Below are 15,920 nucleotides of genomic sequence, written 5' to 3'. Positions count from 1 at the left end.
GGACGTAAAACCGAAACCGCTGATCACGCGATCGGCGGACGGGCTTAACGGTTTAGCGGCTGAACGAGCCGCTCGGCACCGGCGCCGGGAATTGGCCGCCGGACTGGCGGACGGGCTGCTGCGCGGGCGCGGCCTCATCCGGCGGCGGCGCGGTGGTGCGGCGGCGGACGATCTTCTGCGGCTTCGGGGCCGGCGGAACGGCCGCCGCCCCCTCCTCGACCGCAGCCGCCTCGCCGTCCTGCGGATCGGCGGGGGACGGATTGCTGACGGCGGCCTGCCGGCCCTTGGCGCCCTTCTTGCCCTTGGGCTCCTCGGGCGCGGGTGGCGGCACAGCCGCCTGCGGCGCGCCGGGATCGGTCATCTGCTGCTGTTGGGCGCCCTTGTAGAGTTCCTTCGGGACACCCTGCTCGAGACCGGGCACGCCTTCCGGGAAGACCGGCTTACGATCGCCCGGCAGCTTCTTCTTCGTGTCGAGGAAATCGAGCATGTCCGAGGGATCGAAGCTGCCGCCGCTGGCGCAGCCGCCGAGAACGCCCGTGAGCGCGGCGAGGACGGTCAGGGCGATGAGGCGTTGTGGGCGGCGCATGGTCGTCATTTTCCGATCAAATTCAGTTTCGCCGCCGCGTCACCCGCGATCGGCTCAGCTCCTGAGTCAGCTCTTGGCGACGGCAGGCAGCAGAGCCTGCAGCGCTTCGGCGCGCGAGCGCAGGCCCGGCGGCGTCTCACCATCCAGCGCAATCATGTCGAGCCATTGACGGGCCGCGGCCGCATCGTTGGCCTTCCACGCCGACAGGGCCAGGAGCTCGCGGGAGGCGTGACGGAACGGCGCGCCGGCTGCAGCCTCGCTCTCGAGCCGCTGCTTGATGTCGGCATAGGGGGCGGTGTCGACCAGGAGGCCGGCGGCGCGCAGGCGCGCCATCGATTGCTGCTCGGCGCCGATGCTGCGGTCGGCGGCGAGCTCATCATAGAGCTTCACCGCAGCGGCCTTTTCGCGCACCGCGGCCTCGGCCGCCTGATGGAAGCGCGCCAGCATGCGGTATCCCGATGGGGCCGCGGCAGCGACATCGGCGAATGCCTTTTCGGCCTCGGCGTGCTTGTTCTGCTCGGAGAGCTCGATGGCCTTGTTGAAGCCCACGCCGGCCTCGGCGGCCTTCTGGGCCTCCATATATTGGTAAGCGCGCCAGCCACCGACGCCCGCAATGATCAGCACCGCGATCGCGATGATCAAGATCGAGTAGCGGTCCCACAGCTTCTTGAGCTGTTCCCGACGGACCTCCTCGTCTACCTCATCAATGAATTCAGACACTTAGTGACATCCCGTCAGGTTCGCTGCCAGATCGCGCGAACGAATGTTGAAGTGCCGCGCGAGCCGCCCTTTGCCCGCACGCCGGCGCCGATACCGTATCGATATGGCGGTGGCAAGGCGAGTCCAGCCGAATCAAGGCGTTACTCCCGGCTTCCGCCACAACGACCGGACGCGGCTATCACGCCGTCAACGACTCGCGCAACTGCCGTTTCATCACCTTGCCGTTGGCGTTGCGCGGCAACGGGTCCGCCGTCACGGTCAGGGTCTCCGGGACCTTATAGTCGGACAGCCGCTCGCGACACCAGCTGCGCAGGGCCTCGGCGCTCACCGGCGTCCGCGTCACGACCACGGCGTGGACCCGCTCGCCCAGCACCGGGCACGGCCGGGCAACGATCGCGCTCTCGACCACGGCCGGATGGGCGGCGAGCACCGACTCGACCTCGGCCGAGTAGATCTTCAGCCCGCCGCGGTTGATCATGTCCTTCTGGCGGTCGAACACCCGGACGAAATCGTCGGCATCGATCGAGCCGAGGTCGCCGGAGTGCCAGTAGCCCGCGGTGAAGCTCTCGGCGGTGGCCTCGGGCCGGTTCCAATAGCCCTTGATGACCTGCCCGCCGCCGATCCAGATCTCCCCGATCTCGCCGCGCGGCAGCTCCCGCCCCTGCGCATCCATCACGAGGATGCTGGCGCCCGGGCACGGCAGGCCGACGCTGTCGATGTGGCGTGCCGTCAGACCCGGCGGCATCAGGGTCGAGGGCGAGGTGGTCTCGGTCGATCCATAGGCATTGACCAGCCGCAGACCGGGGATCTTCGCCGCCAGCTTCTCGATGGTCGCAACCGGCATCGGCGCGCCGCCGAAGCCGCCGATGCGCCAGGACGACAGATCATGGCTGTCGAAATCGGACTGCATCAGGCAGAGATTGTACATCGCGGGAACCATGACCGTGTAGGTCACGCGCTCGCGCGCGGCGAGCTTGAGATACTCGCCGGCCTTGAACTCCGGCATGATGATCAGGGTGCCGGCGCAGCGCGCCATGCTGGTGACGTTGGCGACGACGCCGGTGACGTGACCGAGCGGCACCGCGGCGATCGAGCGGTCGGCCGGCGTCAACCCGAGGCAGTCTTCGTAGACCATCGAGGAGTGGACGATGTTGCAATGCGCGAGCATCGCCCCTTTGGGCCGACCGGTGGTACCGGAGGTGTAGAGGATCATCGCGGTGTCCTCTTCGGCGACGTCCTCCTCCGCCGCGAGCGGCGCGCGGTCAGCAAGCCGCGCAAGCTCGGATCGGCCGATGTCGTCATCGACGGCAATCCGATGCAGCAGATCAGGAACGTCGGCAGCGTCCGGCAGCCGCTCGGCGAGCGAGGCCTCGTGCAGCAGAAGCTTGGCGCCGCAATCCTTCAGCACATAGGCGATTTCCGGCTTCTGTTGGCGGGTCGAGAGCAGGACGGTGATGAGACCGAGTTGCGCCGCTGCGAACAGCGACAGCACGAATTCGATGCGGTTGCCGAGCAGGAGAGCGATCCGGTCGCCGCGTCGCAGTCCCTTGTCGCGCAACAGCGCGGCGATCTGGCCCGATTGGGGCACCACGTCTCGCCACTTCAAGCGCCAGTCGCCGCAAACCAGCGCCTCGCCGTCGCCATTGCGCGCCGCTGCCTCCCTGACCATCGCCCAGATGCTGGCCGGACGCTCCGCGAACAGCGGCACCACGCGGTCGCCGAAACGCTGCTCCCAGCGCATCGGTCTGATGGCGGCATGTTGCGACCACTCCATCGGATCGCCTCCCCTGAATTGTTCTTGTCGGTTGCCGAATTGTTCCGGTCATGTGCGCCGCTCGATGTTCGAGCGACGCTGAATTTTGCGGCAGAAAGCGTCCGCCGAGAACCGCTAATTGCCGATGACGGGAATGCCGAGCACGACCGGATGGAACGCGAAGGCCAGCGCGGCATAGACGATGATGCCGACCACCACCGCGATGACGTCGTTGCCGACGCCGCCGACGGGGATCGGCGGCCCACCAGCATCGGCGCGGCGCTTCAGCGAGATGCGATCGAACACCGCCCATGCCAAAATCGAGCCGAACAGGATCATGCCGCCGAGGTCGCCATTGCTGAGCAGATGGCCGAACGCCCACAGCTTCACGCCGGCCAGCATCGGATGTTTCAGCGTCGTGTAGATGCGGCCGCGGATATAGGCGGCGACGATCATGATGACCGCCGGCAGCATCAAGGCGAGATTGATGTGCTTGAGCGCCTTCGGCGGCGTCCACACTTGGATCCAGCCGCCGTTGTTGCGGTACTGCGCGAAGCCCCAGACGATCAGCACGAGACCGGCGAGCGCAACGACCGTGTAGGCGAGCTTGTAGGGCGCCTCGCCCAGCTTCGCGATGACCTGCGCCCGCGCCTCGCGCCGGGTCGTGAACACGTGGGCGCCGAGAAACAGCACCAGCCCCACCACCATCACCAGAAGTCCCACGGCGTCCCTCTCCTGTGCACGCAACCTGTGGGAACTGGGTATCATTTTCGGGGGCAGCGTCGCAACGTGGCCTTGTGCCAACCTGCCGCCGACCGAGCGGCTATCGCTGCTCGGACGTCTTGTTCAGATCGCGATTGTCGACATAGCGGATTGCGATTGGCCGGCCGGCCAGGGCGCCGCCGAGGCCCGACGTGAACTTCAGCGGCAGGCAGGCCTCCAGCGAGGCATTGATCGCCTTCAGGTAGATCGCCCGGGTGTCGGCCGGGGCGCTCGGCGTCGCGAAGGTCACGCGCGGCGGGGCGACCATGTCGCCGGTCCGTTTGAAGCTGAAGCGCACCGTCATCTGCATCCCTGCGCGGGCGTCGTCCTCTGCCGGCGGCGTCCAGCAGGAGCGAAGTGCGCCGAACAGATCAGCGATCGTGTCGAGATCGTGGTCCGGCTTCTGATACTTGGCCAGCTGGTCCGTGGCGGGCCGGGTCTCGATGGTCAGCTGCAGGTTCTGGCCATAGGGATAGTTCATCTCGGGGATGCACGGCCAGGGCCCGTAGACGCTGCAGAACGACGGCGTGCACGGCCGCTCGTCGAGCACGCTGCACGGCGTGTGCGCGAACGGCACGGGGTTGATCTGGCGGCGGCGCGCGTCGGCGGTGACCGGAGCGGCCACCATCAGCAGGACGAGCATGACGATACGCAGCATGGAGTCTCTCGAGAAAGGGACGAACGCAAAGCTGGGCGCGACCACGACATCCGCAAGCTCAATCCCGTTCACGTCTGCGCGTTCCGCGTCGCGAACGGCCCTCGACCATGCCCGCGGAACTCGGCTAGAACACGGCAGGACACGACAACAACAACGGACGCAACGATGAGCCGCCCCGGCGAGACCGTGATCAACGTCATCAACCCGAACATGACCGCGACGATGACCGATCTGATCGCGCAGGCGGCGCAGGCCAGCGCCAGCCCGTCCACGCGGATCGTCGGGCGCACCGCGCGGTTCGGCGCCGCCTCGATCGAGGGCCACTATGACGAGGCCATCGCGGCCGTCGGCATGCTCAAGGAGGTCGAGGCCGGCGACGCAGAAGGTTGCCACGCCCATGTGATCGCCTGCTTCGGCGATCCCGGCCTGCTCGCCGCACGCGAATTGTCGGCGGTGCCGGTGCTCGGCATCGCGGAAGCGGCGATGCACGCAGCGAGCTTCGTCGCCACCCATTTCAGCATCGTCACGACGTTGTCGCGCACCAAGGTGATCGCCGAGCATCTCGTGCGCAATTACGGCATGGAGCATCACTGCCGCAAGGTGCGCGCGGTCGACGTCGCCGTGCTCGATCTCGACAAGCCGGAAGCGAATGTGCGCGGCACGCTGCTCGGCGAGTGCCGGGCGGCGCTGCGCGAGGATGGCATCGGCGCCATCGTGCTCGGCTGCGCCGGAATGGCCGATCTCGCGCACGATCTGTCGACCGAGCTCGGCATTCCCGTGATCGACGGCGTCGCCGCCGCGGTGCGCTTCGCCGAGGCGCTGGTCGGATTGGGCTTGAAGACGTCGAAGCACGGCGATCTCGCATTTCCGCTGCCAAAGGCGCGAACGACGATTTGAGGTGTCGTAGCCGGGCTCGCGATGGCCTGCCCATCCGGGGAGTTCCGAAACGCCGTCCGAGGCTCCACATTGGCTTCAACCAATGGAGCCATCGATGTCCGATCTCTCTGCCCTGTCCGCGCTGTCGTCAGCGCTCTCCACAGCGGCCGCCGCTGCTGCGCCGTCGCTCGTCTCGGTCCATTCGCACCGCTCGCGAGCCTCCGGCTTCATCTGGAAGCCCGGCCTCGTGATCACGGCCGACGAGGCGCTGGCCGACGAAGGCGAGGTGTCACTCGCATTCGCTGACGGTACGACGCGCGCTGCAACCATCGCCGGGCGCGATCACACCACCGACATCGCCCTGCTTCGCTTCGACGGTCAGGACGCGCCGGCTGCGCTGCTCACAAACGACGTCCCGCCGCTCGGGTCGCTCGCCGTCATCACGGCCGCCGACCAGGGCACGCCGGTCGCGGCACTCGCGCTCGTGTCGAAATCCGCCGGCCCCTGGCGCAGCCTGCGCGGCGGCGACATCGAGGCGAGGGTCGAACTCGACACCCGCTTGCGCCACAGCTCCGAAGGCGGGCTCGTGCTCGACGCGCAGGGACGCGCGATCGGGATGGCCGTACGCGGGCCGCGCCGCACGCTCGTCATTCCCGCCGCGACCATCGCCCGGGTGGCCGGCAAGCTCGAGACCCACGGCCGCATCGCGCGCGGCTATCTCGGCGCCGGGCTGCAGCCGGTCAGGCTCGATGACGGCTTGGGCGCAATGGTGATGAGCGTCGACAAGACGGGTCCGGCCGCCGTCGCCGGACTGCGCCAGGGCGATATCATCACCGCACTCAACAACCAGCCATTCAGAGGCATGCGCGCGCTGATGCGCGAGCTCGGCCCGGATAGCGTCGGCGCCGTGGTCGAGGTGGCGGCGCTGCGCAGTGGCGAGCCGTTGCAGGTGGCGCTGACCATCGGCGAGCGACCCGCGTGAGCGCGGACGAACCCGCGCCGATCACGATCGCCATCACGGTCGACGATGCCGAGTTGGCCGACCGGCTGGCGGCGCTGCTCGGCGGCGTCGCCGGACTGCGGCTGGTCGCATCGGGCGAAAACGCCGAGGTGGCGGTCACGCGCAACAGCGAGGACGCAGGCGATCGCCCGGCGCCTGACGGTGCCGCAAGCGACGCGTTTCAGCTCACCGCGCGCGAGCGCGACGTGCTGGCGCTGATGGCCGAGGGCTGCTCGAACAAGGAGATCGCGCGCAGCCTCGGCATCTCCGTGCACACCGCAAAATTCCACGTCGGCTCGCTGCTCGAGAAGCTGGATGCCACCGGCCGGACCGATGCGGTGGCGCATGCGGCTCGGCGCGGGATCATCGAGCTTTAAGATGATCTCTCCGCACCGTCGTTCCGGGGCGCCCGCAGGGCGAACCCGGAATCCATCGGGCGGCAGAACAAGAGATAAGATGGATTCCGGGTTCATCGCTGCGCGATGCCCCGGAATGACGACGGAGTGTCGGGCGGCTACGCCTTCTTCTTCACGTCCTTGACGTTGGAGAACACGATGCCTTCGGCGCGCTCCTTGGTGTAGCCGAGATAGAACTCGTTCTTGGCCAGGAACACCGGATCGCCATCGACGTCGTCGGCGACGCCGGAATTGTTGGAGGCGATGAACGCTTCCAGCTTCTTCTTGTCGTCGCAGGAGATCCAGCGCGCCAGCGAGAACTCGGAGATCTCGAACTCGACGGGGAGCGAGTATTCCGCGTCGAGCCGCGCCTTGAGCACGTCAAGCTGCAGCGGACCGACGACACCGACCAGCGCCGGCGCACCGTCCCGCGGGCGGAACACCTGCACGACGCCCTCCTCCGACATCTGCTGCAGGGCTTCCTTCAGCTTCTTTGCCTTCATCGCATCGGTGAGGCGGACGCGACGAACGATTTCCGGAGCGAAGCTCGGGACGCCGACGAAGGTGAGGTCCTCGCCCTCGGTCAGCGTATCGCCGATGCGCAAGCTGCCGTGGTTGGGAATGCCGACGACGTCGCCGGCAAAGGCTTCGTCCGCGACCGAGCGGTCTTGGGCGAAGAAGAATTGCGGGCTCGACAGCGGCATGGTCTTGCCGGTGCGCACCAGCTTCGCCTTCATGCCGCGGTTGAGCTTGCCCGAGCACAGACGCGCGAAGGCGATGCGGTCGCGATGGTTCGGGTCCATGTTCGCCTGGATCTTGAACACGAAGGCGCTCATGCGCGGCTCGGCGGCGTCGACCTTGCGCAGGTTCGACTCCTGCGCGCGCGGCGACGGCGCATAGCGGCCGAGGCCTTCGAGCAGATCGCCGACGCCGAAATTGCGCAGCGCGCTGCCGAAATAGACGGGGGTGAGATGGCCCTCGCGGAAGGCGTCGAGGTCGAACGGCTTGCAGGCTTCTTTGACCAGCTCCAGCTCGTCGGTGATCTGGCCGATGTCGAGATTGGCGTTGAGCTTGCCGAGTTCGGAAATTGCGATCTGCTGCGCCGCGCCGGTCTTGGCGCCGCCGCCTTCGAGCAGACGCACGCCGCCGTCGCGAACATCATAGGTGCCGATGAAGTCGCGGCCGCGGCCGACCGGCCAGGTCATCGGCGTGGTGTCGAGCGCCAGCGTCTTCTCGATCTCGTCCAAGAGATCGAACGTGTCGCGGCTCTCGCGATCCATCTTGTTGATGAAGGTGATGATCGGGATGTCGCGCAGGCGGCAGACCTCGAACAGCTTTCGCGTGCGCGCCTCGATGCCCTTGGCGGCGTCGATCACCATGACGGCGGAGTCGACCGCGGTCAGCGTACGGTAGGTGTCCTCGCTGAAGTCCTCGTGGCCCGGCGTGTCCAGCAGGTTGAAGACGAGGCCTTCGAACTCGAAGGTCATCACCGAGGTCACGACCGAGATGCCGCGCTCGCGCTCGATCTTCATCCAGTCCGAACGGGTGTTGCGGCGCTCGCCCTTGGCCTTGACCTGGCCGGCGAGATTGATGGCGCCGCCGAACAGCAGCAGTTTCTCCGTCAGCGTGGTCTTGCCGGCGTCCGGATGCGAGATGATGGCAAAGGTGCGCCGGCGCGCGACCTCGTCGGACAAGGCGGTGCGGGCGGGCTGTTCGGTCGTGACGGTGGTGTCGGACATGAGGCGGCAGGCGTCGTTTCGGGCCAGAGAACGGGCGATGTGTCGGGAGACGCGCGGGCTCACGGCCGCCGCGCGCCCTCCATATAGGCGTTTTGCACCGCAACTCCAACCGGGGAGTTCATCCCCTGCCCGCCCCGGATCAGTGCCGGAGCACCGACACCAGCCAGAAGGTCAGCGCCGAGACGATCGCGGAGGCCGGGATCGTGAAGATCCAGGCGTAGACGATCGATCCGGCGACGTTCCAGCGCACCGCCGAGGCGCGGCGGGCGGCGCCCACGCCGACGATGGCGCCGGTGATGGTGTGGGTGGTCGAGACGGGCACGCCGAGGAAAGTGGCCAGGAACAAGGTGATCGCACCGCCGGTCTCGGCGCAGAAGCCCTGCATCGGGTTCAGCTTGGTGATGCGCAGGCCCATGGTGCGGACGATCCGCCAGCCGCCCATCAGGGTGCCCAACGCCATCGCCGCCTGGCACGACAACACCACCCAGAACGGCACCGTGAACTGCTCGCCGAGATGGCCCTGCGAGTACAGCAGCACCGCGATGATGCCCATGGTCTTCTGCGCGTCATTGCCGCCATGGCCGAGCGAGTACAGCGAGGCGGAGGCGAATTGCAGGATGCGGAAGGCGCGGTCGACGGCGAACGGCGTCGATCGCACCGAGGCCCAGGACACGATCGCCACCAGGATCATCGCCAGCAGCAGTCCGACGAGGGGCGACAGCACGATGGCGAGGATCGTCTTCGACAATCCGCTCCAGACGGCGGCCGAGATGCCGGCCTTGGCGATCCCTGCCCCGACCAGCCCGCCGATCAGCGCGTGCGAGCTCGACGAGGGAATGCCGGCGGCCCAGGTGACGAGGTTCCAGACGATGGCGCCGACCAGCGCGGCAAAGATCACCTGTGCGTCGACGATCGCGGGATCGATGATGCCGGTGCCGATGGTCTGCGCGACGTGCAGGCCGAACACCGTGAAGGCAACGAAGTTGAAGAATGCGGCCCAGAACACCGCATATTGCGGCCTGAGCACCCGGGTCGAGACGATGGTCGCGATCGAGTTGGCGGCGTCGTGCAGGCCGTTCAGAAAATCGAAGGCGAGTGCGACGCCGATGAGGCCGACCAGGATCGGAAGGCCGAGATGAGCATCCACGGCGCGCGCCCCTAGACCTGTTCGATCATGATCGAATTGATCTCGTTGGCGACGTCGTCGAAGCGGTCCGCGACCTTCTCCAGATGGTCGTAGATTTCGGCGCCGACGATGAAGTCCATGGTGTTGGCGTTGCGGTGCTTGAGGAACAGCTCCTTCAGGCCGATGTCGTGGAGATCGTCGACGCGCCCCTCGAGCTTGGTCATCTCCTCGGTGATCGCGGTGATCATCGGCACGTTCTGGCCGATCGCCTGCAGCAGCGGCAGCGCCTTGCCGATCAGATTAGCGCACTCGACCAGCAAGGTGCCCATCTCGCGCATGGTCGGCTCGAACTCCTTCACCTCGAACAGCACCACGGCCTTGGCCGTCTGCTGCATCTGGTCGATGGCGTCGTCCATCGAGGTGATCAGGTTCTTGATGTCGCCGCGGTCGAACGGGGTGATGAAGGTGCGGCGGACGGCGGTCAGCACCTCGCGGGTGATGTTGTCGGCCTCGTTCTCGAACTGGCTGACGCGCTGGCAATGAACGAGAATGTCGTCGCCGCCCTGCAGCATGTCCTGCAGCGCATGCGCGCCCTGGATCACCACCTTGTTGTGGCGGGTGAACAAATCGAAAAACCGCTCCTCCCGCGGGAGGACGGCGCGAAACCAGTGCAACATGGGACGAGGTCCATCGATTCTGGAACGGGCCAGGGCCGGCCCGTCACAGAACTGTCATATCCCGGATCTCGCCGCAGCAGAAGCGGCGGCCGGATCATCCACCGCTTTCTGCCATCTCGCATGAATTTCCAGCAAATCAATGACTTAGAGGGAGCGCTTGAACAGATGGGCGAGTTCCCCGATCACGCCGCGGCGGAAGGTCAGCACACAGGCGACGAAGATGCCGCCCTGGATGACCTTCACCCACTGACCGAAGCCGGCCAGATATTGCTCCATGCCCACGATCACGAACGCGCCGACGACGGGGCCGAACACGGTTCCGAGGCCGCCGACCAGGGTCATCAGCACGATCTGACCCGACATCGCCACTTCGACGTCGGTCAGCGAGGCGTTCTGTGCAACGAACACCTTCAACGCGCCGGCCAGGCCGGCCAGCGTCCCCGACAGGATGAAGGCGAGCAACTTGTACTGGTCGGTCTTGTAGCCAAGCGAGATCGCGCGCTGCTCGTTCTCACGGATCGACTTCAGCACCTCGCCGAACGGCGAGTTGATGGTGCGAAAGATCAGCAGGAAGCCGCCCAGGAAACCCACCAGCACGACGTAATAGAGCACCGTCGGCTTGGACATATCCAGGATGCCGAACATCCGGCCCTGAGGGATGCCCTGGATGCCGTCCTCACCATGGGTGAAAGGCACCTGCAGATAGATGAAGTACAGCAGCTGCGACAGCGCCAAAGTGATCATCGCGAAATAGATGCCCTGGCGGCGGATCGAGATGTATCCCGCGACGACCGAGAGGACGAATGATCCGGCCACGCCGACCAGGATGCCGAGCTCCGGCGGCAGGCCCCAGACCTTGAGTGCGTGCGCGCTGCAATAGCCGGCGGTGCCGAGGAACATCGCGTGACCGAACGACAGCAGGCCGCCATAGCCGATCAAGAGGTTGAAGGCGCAGGCGAGCAGTGCGAAGCACAGCGCCTGCATGACGAAGAACGGGTAGAGCCCCGTCCAGGGCACGATGGCGAGCAGCGCCGCCATGATGACGAACACGATCATCTCGTCGCGCATCGCGCGCGGGGTGATCGGCAGGGTCGCGTCGGTGATCGATGTCATGTCAGGCCGCCCGTCCGGTCAGACCCGTCGGCTTCACCAGCAGCACCAGGACCATCAGAACGAAGACCACGGTGTTGGAAGCCTCGGGATAGAAATATTTGGTCAGTCCCTCGATCACGCCGAGAGCAAAGCCGGTGATGATGGAGCCCATGATCGAGCCCATGCCGCCGATCACCACCACCGCGAACACGACGATGATCATGTTCTCGCCCATCAGCGGACGGACCTGGTTGATCGGCGCCGACAGCACGCCCGCGAGTGCGGCGAGCCCGACACCGAGCCCGTAGGTGAGCGTGATCATGCGCGGCACGTTGATGCCGAACGCCCGCACCAATGTCGGGTTCTCCGTGGCGGCGCGCAGATAGGCCCCGAGCCGGGTCCGCTCGATCAGGAACCAGGTCGCCAGACAGACGACAAGGGAGAAGATGACGACCCAGCCGCGATAGACCGGCAGATACATGAACCCGAGATTCATGCCGCCGCGGAGCTGTTCGGGAATCGCATAAGGCAGGCCGGACGAGCCGAAGAAGTTCTGGAACACGCCCTGGATGATCAGCGCGAGACCGAAGGTCAGCAGCAGGCCGTAGAGATGATCGAGCCCGGCCAGCCATTGCAGCATGGTGCGCTCGAGGACCATGCCGAAGATGCCGACGATGATCGGCGCCAGCAGCAGCGCCCACCAATAGCCGATGCCGCCGAGGTTCAGCAGGAAATAGGCGCAGAACGCGCCCATCATATAGAGCGCGCCATGGGCGAAGTTGATGATGTTGAGCATGCCGAAGATGACGGCAAGCCCGAGACTGAGCAGCGCGTAGAACGAGCCGTTGATCAGTCCAACCAGAAGCTGTGCGTAGAGGGCCTGCATCGTCTTGTTCTATTTTCTCTCGGCGTTTCCTAAAGACAGCGGTGCCGGCGGGGTCAGCCGCCGAGACCGCAGCGGTTCACTTCTTCAACAAGGCGCACGCGCTCTTGTCGAGCGGCGTGAAGGCCTGGTCGCCCGGCACCGAGCCGACCAGCTTGTAGAGATCCCACGGGCCCTTGGACTCCGAGGGCTTCTTCACCTCGAACAGATAGGCGGTGTGGATGGTGCGGCCGTTGGGCTGGATCTCGCCCTTGCCGAACAGCGCATCCTCGGTCGGCATCGACTTCATCTTGTCGACGATCTTGATGCCGTCATGCGGATTCTCGCCGAGCGCGTCCAGCGCCTTGAAGTAATGCGACAGGCCCGCATAGACGCCGGCCTGCACCATCGTCGGCGGCGCGCCGTTCTTCATCCGCTTGGCGAAGCGATCGGAGAACGCGCGGGTCTGATCGTTCATGTCCCAGTAGAAGGTCTCGGTGAAGTTGAGGCCTTGCGCGATGTCCAGCCCAATCGACTTGACGTCGGTGAGGAACAAGAGCAGCGCCGCGAGCTTCTGGCCGCCCTTGGTGAGGCCGAACTCGGCCGCCTGCTTGATCGAATTGGTGGTGTCACCGCCGGCATTGGCAAGACCGATGACCTTGGCGTTCGACGACTGCGCCTGCAGCAGGAAGGACGAGAAGTCGGAGGTGTTGAGCGGATGCTTGACGCCGCCGATCACCTTGCCGCCATTGGCAGTCACCACCGCCGTCGTATCGCGCTCCAGCGCCGCGCCGAAGGCATAGTCCGCCGTCAGGAAGAACCAGCTCGTGCCGCCCGCCTTGACCAGCGCCTGGCCGGTGGTGTGCGCGAGCATGTAGGTATCGTAGGTCCAGTGCACCGTGTTCGGCGAGCATTGCGCATTGGTGAGGTCGGAGGTGGCCGCGCCCGAATTGATGTAGACGCCGTTCTTCTCCTTGACGACGTTGTTCACAGCCAGCGCCACGCCGGAGTTCGGCACGTCGACGACGACGTCGACCTTCTCCACGTCGAACCACTGCCGCGCGATCGAGGTGCCGATGTCGGGCTTGTTCTGGTGATCACCGGAGATCACGTCGATCTTCCAGCCCTTGGCGGTGAGGCCGGAATCCTCGATCGCCATCTGCGCCGCGAGGGTCGAGCCGGGGCCGCCGAGGTCCGAGTACAGACCGGACTGATCGGACAGCGCGCCGATCTTGACGGTCTTGTCTCCGGCCGAGGCGATGCTGCCGGCCGCGAGAGTGAGCGCCGTACCCAGCAAAGACGCGATGAATCTGCTCTGCATTTCCAACTTTCCAAAATTCCCAAGATACAGTCGCGGCGCCTGTCAGACGCCGAGATAAGTATGCAACTTGTCCATGTTGGCGGACAGATCGGCATTGGCGAATCCGTCGATGACCTTGCCGTGCTCGACGACGTAGTAACGGTCCGCGACCGTCGAGGCGAAGCGGAAGTTCTGCTCGACCAGGAGGATCGTGAAGCCCTCCTTCTTCAGCCGCGCGATGGTGTGTCCGATCTGCTGGATGATGACCGGCGCGAGGCCTTCGGTCGGCTCGTCCAGCATCAGGAAGCTGGCGCCGGTGCGCAGGATGCGTGCGATCGCCAGCATCTGCTGCTCGCCGCCCGACAGCTTGGTGCCCTGGCTCTTCAAGCGCTCCTTCAGGTTCGGAAACAGCTCGAAGATCTGGTCGAGCGTCAGCCCGCCCGGCCGCACCACCGGCGGCAGCAGCAGGTTCTCGCGCACGTCGAGGCTTGCGAAGATGCCGCGCTCCTCCGGGCATAGCGCGATGCCGAGCCGCGCGATCCGGTCGGAGGTCATGCGGATCAGCTGCTGGCCGTTGAACTGAACCGAGCCGGTGCGTTTGCCGATGATCCCCATGATCGACTTCAGGGTCGTGGTCTTGCCGGCGCCGTTGCGCCCGAGCAGGGTGACCACCTCGCCGGCATTCACGTTGAAGTTCATGCCGTGGAGAATGTGGGATTCGCCGTACCAGCTCTCGAGATTCTTGACGTCGAGAATGGTGCTGGTGGCAGCCGCCTGTCCTGAAGTCGTGGCCGTCATCACCTCAGGCATGTCCGGCTCCCAGATAGGCTTCCTTGACGCGCTCGTCCTTGGAGAGCTCCGAATATGGACCTTCCGTCAGCACCTGCCCGCGCGTCAGCACGGTAATGGTGTCGGAGAGGTTGGCGACGACGCTGAGATTATGTTCGACCATCAGGATCGTGTACTTGGCCGAGATCCGCTTGATCAGGGCGGCGATCTTGTCGATGTCCTCGTGGCCCATGCCGGCCATCGGCTCGTCCAGCAGCATCATCTCCGGATCGAGCGCCAAGGTCGTCGCAATCTCCAGCGCGCGCTTGCGCCCATAGGGCATTTCGACTGCCGGAATATTGGCGAACTCGCTGAGGCCGACGTCGTTGAGCAGCTCCAGCGCCCGACCATTGAATCGGTTCAGCACGCTCTTGGAGCGCCAGAAGTCGAATGACGAGCCATGCTGCCGCTGCAGGGCGACGCGAACGTTCTCCAGCGCGGTCATGTGCGGAAACACCGCCGAGATCTGGAACGAACGAACCAGGCCGAGGCGCGCCACGTCGGCCGGCGCCACGGCTGTAATGTCCTGCCCCTTATAGAGAATCGTGCCGGCGGAGGGCCGCAGGAACTTGGTCAGCAGGTTGAAGCACGTCGTCTTGCCGGCCCCGTTCGGGCCGATCAGCGCGTGAATGGTGCCCCGGCGAATTTTGAGCGAAACATCGCGAACGGCAAAGAACCCCGCGAACTCCTTCGTCAATCCGTGGGTCTCGAGAATGAACTCGTCAGCCAAACAGATTCCCCCCGCGCCGGCGCGTCGCGCGCCTGGCCCTCGCTTCTCTTCCTGTAAGGCGGCTCTGCCGGATGGCTGGACGATTCCCGTCGCCACCCGCGGCCGCTTCGCGCCGGAATATGCCGTCAACCGAGGGAGTTAGGCAAGGCGGAAAGCTGGGCAACGGCGTCGCAAGCCGGCCGATTGACCTTGCGTTGCGCGGGATCTGTAATTCCCGCGTACATAGAACCGGGCATCGCGCCGTCGAATGGACCGGGCGGGAGCCTGCGGGCACGCCGACGGCCGTTCGTCGGCGCAGCCGAAAGTTGCTCGCCGCTGCTGCGCTGCTACTTCGCTGTCTTCACCTCCTTGGCGTAGAGGTCAGGCTTGAAGCCCACCACCCGCTTGCCGCCAAGGTCCAGAACCGGCCGCTTGATCATCGACGGCTGCGCCAGCATCAGCGCGATCGCCTTGCTCCTGGTCAGGCCTTCCTTGTCAGCCTCCGGCAATTTCTTGAACGTGGTGCCGGCGCGATTGAGCAGCAGCTCCCAGCCGACCTCCTCGCTCCATGATTCGAGCCTGGCCTTGTCGATGCCTGCGGTCTTGTAGTCGTGGAAGTCGTAGGCCACGCCGTGATCGTCGAGCCAGGCGCGCGCCTTCTTCATCGTGTCGCAGTTCTTGATTCCGTAGATCGTGATGCTCATGCCACGCGTCCTCAACCAATCGTGTCCGACCACGGCGCTTGTCTCATGTTGCGACAATCGGCCCCGCATTTTGCAGTGCGATTCACTCGCTTTTGATGCGGCAGCCGCGGTCCGTTCCGCAGTCGGAATTCAC

Annotated in this window: 17 protein-coding genes; 3 read left to right on the top strand and 14 right to left on the bottom strand. The window is 65.7% G+C overall.

Going from position 1 to position 15,920, the window contains the following annotated elements; translation table 11 throughout:
• Positions 1 to 52: 52 nt before the first annotated feature.
• From QX108_RS02895 to QX108_RS02875, 5 genes are all read right to left on the bottom strand, one after another.
• Positions 53 to 586: a hypothetical protein gene (locus QX108_RS02895; RefSeq protein WP_315779499.1), complete on the bottom strand. Its 534-nt coding sequence runs from the start codon at positions 584 to 586 to the stop codon at positions 53 to 55.
• Positions 587 to 652: 66 nt separating this feature from the next.
• Positions 653 to 1,306: a tetratricopeptide repeat protein gene (locus QX108_RS02890; RefSeq protein WP_315778932.1), complete on the bottom strand. Its 654-nt coding sequence runs from the start codon at positions 1,304 to 1,306 to the stop codon at positions 653 to 655.
• Positions 1,307 to 1,484: 178 nt separating this feature from the next.
• Positions 1,485 to 3,080 (bottom strand): class I adenylate-forming enzyme family protein, encoded by a 1,596-nt coding sequence (locus tag QX108_RS02885; protein WP_315778934.1) that lies wholly within the window; start codon positions 3,078 to 3,080, stop codon positions 1,485 to 1,487.
• Positions 3,081 to 3,194: 114 nt separating this feature from the next.
• A complete protein-coding gene (locus QX108_RS02880) occupies positions 3,195 to 3,782 on the bottom strand; it encodes an NnrU family protein (RefSeq protein ID WP_315720034.1) in 588 nt (195 codons plus the stop codon).
• Between the two features lie 100 nt (positions 3,783 to 3,882).
• A complete protein-coding gene (locus tag QX108_RS02875; protein WP_315778936.1) occupies positions 3,883 to 4,479 on the bottom strand; it encodes a hypothetical protein in 597 nt (198 codons plus the stop codon).
• A gap of 165 nt (positions 4,480 to 4,644) precedes the next feature.
• Between QX108_RS02875 and QX108_RS02870 the strand changes: the two genes are divergently transcribed.
• The 3 genes from QX108_RS02870 to QX108_RS02860 all read left to right on the top strand — a co-directional run bounded on the left by QX108_RS02870 (position 4,645) and on the right by QX108_RS02860 (position 6,732).
• Positions 4,645 to 5,376, top strand: a complete 732-nt coding sequence (locus tag QX108_RS02870) for an aspartate/glutamate racemase family protein (RefSeq protein ID WP_172185721.1) — start codon at positions 4,645 to 4,647, stop codon at positions 5,374 to 5,376.
• A 94-nt stretch (positions 5,377 to 5,470) separates the two neighbouring features.
• The gene (locus QX108_RS02865) at positions 5,471 to 6,337 is read left to right on the top strand and encodes a S1C family serine protease (RefSeq protein WP_315778938.1); all 867 of its coding nucleotides are present in this window, start codon (positions 5,471 to 5,473) and stop codon (positions 6,335 to 6,337) included.
• Complete coding sequence (locus tag QX108_RS02860; protein ID WP_315778940.1) at positions 6,334 to 6,732, top strand: response regulator transcription factor; 399 nt, start codon at positions 6,334 to 6,336, stop codon at positions 6,730 to 6,732. Before QX108_RS02865 ends, QX108_RS02860 begins: the two co-directional genes overlap by 4 nt.
• A 137-nt stretch (positions 6,733 to 6,869) precedes the next feature.
• Here QX108_RS02860 and QX108_RS02855 read toward each other — a convergent pair whose 3' ends face one another.
• From QX108_RS02855 to QX108_RS02815, 9 genes are all read right to left on the bottom strand, one after another.
• Entirely contained in the window at positions 6,870 to 8,489 is a 1,620-nt protein-coding gene (locus QX108_RS02855) for a peptide chain release factor 3 (protein ID WP_315720030.1), read from the bottom strand.
• 139 nt (positions 8,490 to 8,628) lie between these two features.
• Complete coding sequence (locus QX108_RS02850) at positions 8,629 to 9,636, bottom strand: inorganic phosphate transporter (protein ID WP_315720029.1); 1,008 nt, start codon at positions 9,634 to 9,636, stop codon at positions 8,629 to 8,631.
• A gap of 11 nt (positions 9,637 to 9,647) precedes the next feature.
• Entirely contained in the window at positions 9,648 to 10,292 is a 645-nt protein-coding gene (locus tag QX108_RS02845) for a DUF47 domain-containing protein (protein ID WP_172109042.1), read from the bottom strand.
• 144 nt (positions 10,293 to 10,436) lie between these two features.
• On the bottom strand, positions 10,437 to 11,405 hold the full coding sequence (locus tag QX108_RS02840; RefSeq protein ID WP_315778943.1) for a branched-chain amino acid ABC transporter permease: 969 nt from the start codon (positions 11,403 to 11,405) through the stop codon (positions 10,437 to 10,439).
• Position 11,406: 1 nt separating this feature from the next.
• Positions 11,407 to 12,270 carry a branched-chain amino acid ABC transporter permease gene (locus QX108_RS02835; RefSeq protein WP_315720028.1) on the bottom strand — a complete coding sequence of 288 codons (864 nt, stop codon included), beginning with the start codon at positions 12,268 to 12,270 and terminating at the stop codon, positions 11,407 to 11,409.
• A gap of 76 nt (positions 12,271 to 12,346) precedes the next feature.
• Positions 12,347 to 13,567, bottom strand: a complete 1,221-nt coding sequence (locus tag QX108_RS02830) for an ABC transporter substrate-binding protein (RefSeq protein WP_315778945.1) — start codon at positions 13,565 to 13,567, stop codon at positions 12,347 to 12,349.
• Positions 13,568 to 13,609: 42 nt separating this feature from the next.
• Positions 13,610 to 14,356, bottom strand: coding sequence for an ABC transporter ATP-binding protein (locus QX108_RS02825; RefSeq protein WP_315778947.1), 747 nt, complete (start codon positions 14,354 to 14,356; stop codon positions 13,610 to 13,612).
• A complete protein-coding gene (locus tag QX108_RS02820) occupies positions 14,349 to 15,104 on the bottom strand; it encodes an ABC transporter ATP-binding protein (protein WP_315720025.1) in 756 nt (251 codons plus the stop codon). Before QX108_RS02820 ends, QX108_RS02825 begins: the two co-directional genes overlap by 8 nt.
• A 326-nt stretch (positions 15,105 to 15,430) precedes the next feature.
• Positions 15,431 to 15,787, bottom strand: coding sequence for an ArsC family reductase (locus tag QX108_RS02815; protein WP_315778949.1), 357 nt, complete (start codon positions 15,785 to 15,787; stop codon positions 15,431 to 15,433).
• Positions 15,788 to 15,920 lie beyond the last annotated feature (133 nt).

It is taken from the genome of Bradyrhizobium sp. SZCCHNR1002 (genome assembly GCF_032381435.1).
Classification (GTDB): domain Bacteria; phylum Pseudomonadota; class Alphaproteobacteria; order Rhizobiales; family Xanthobacteraceae; genus Bradyrhizobium; species Bradyrhizobium aeschynomenes.
This window is presented reverse-complemented; position numbering and strand designations above follow the sequence as displayed.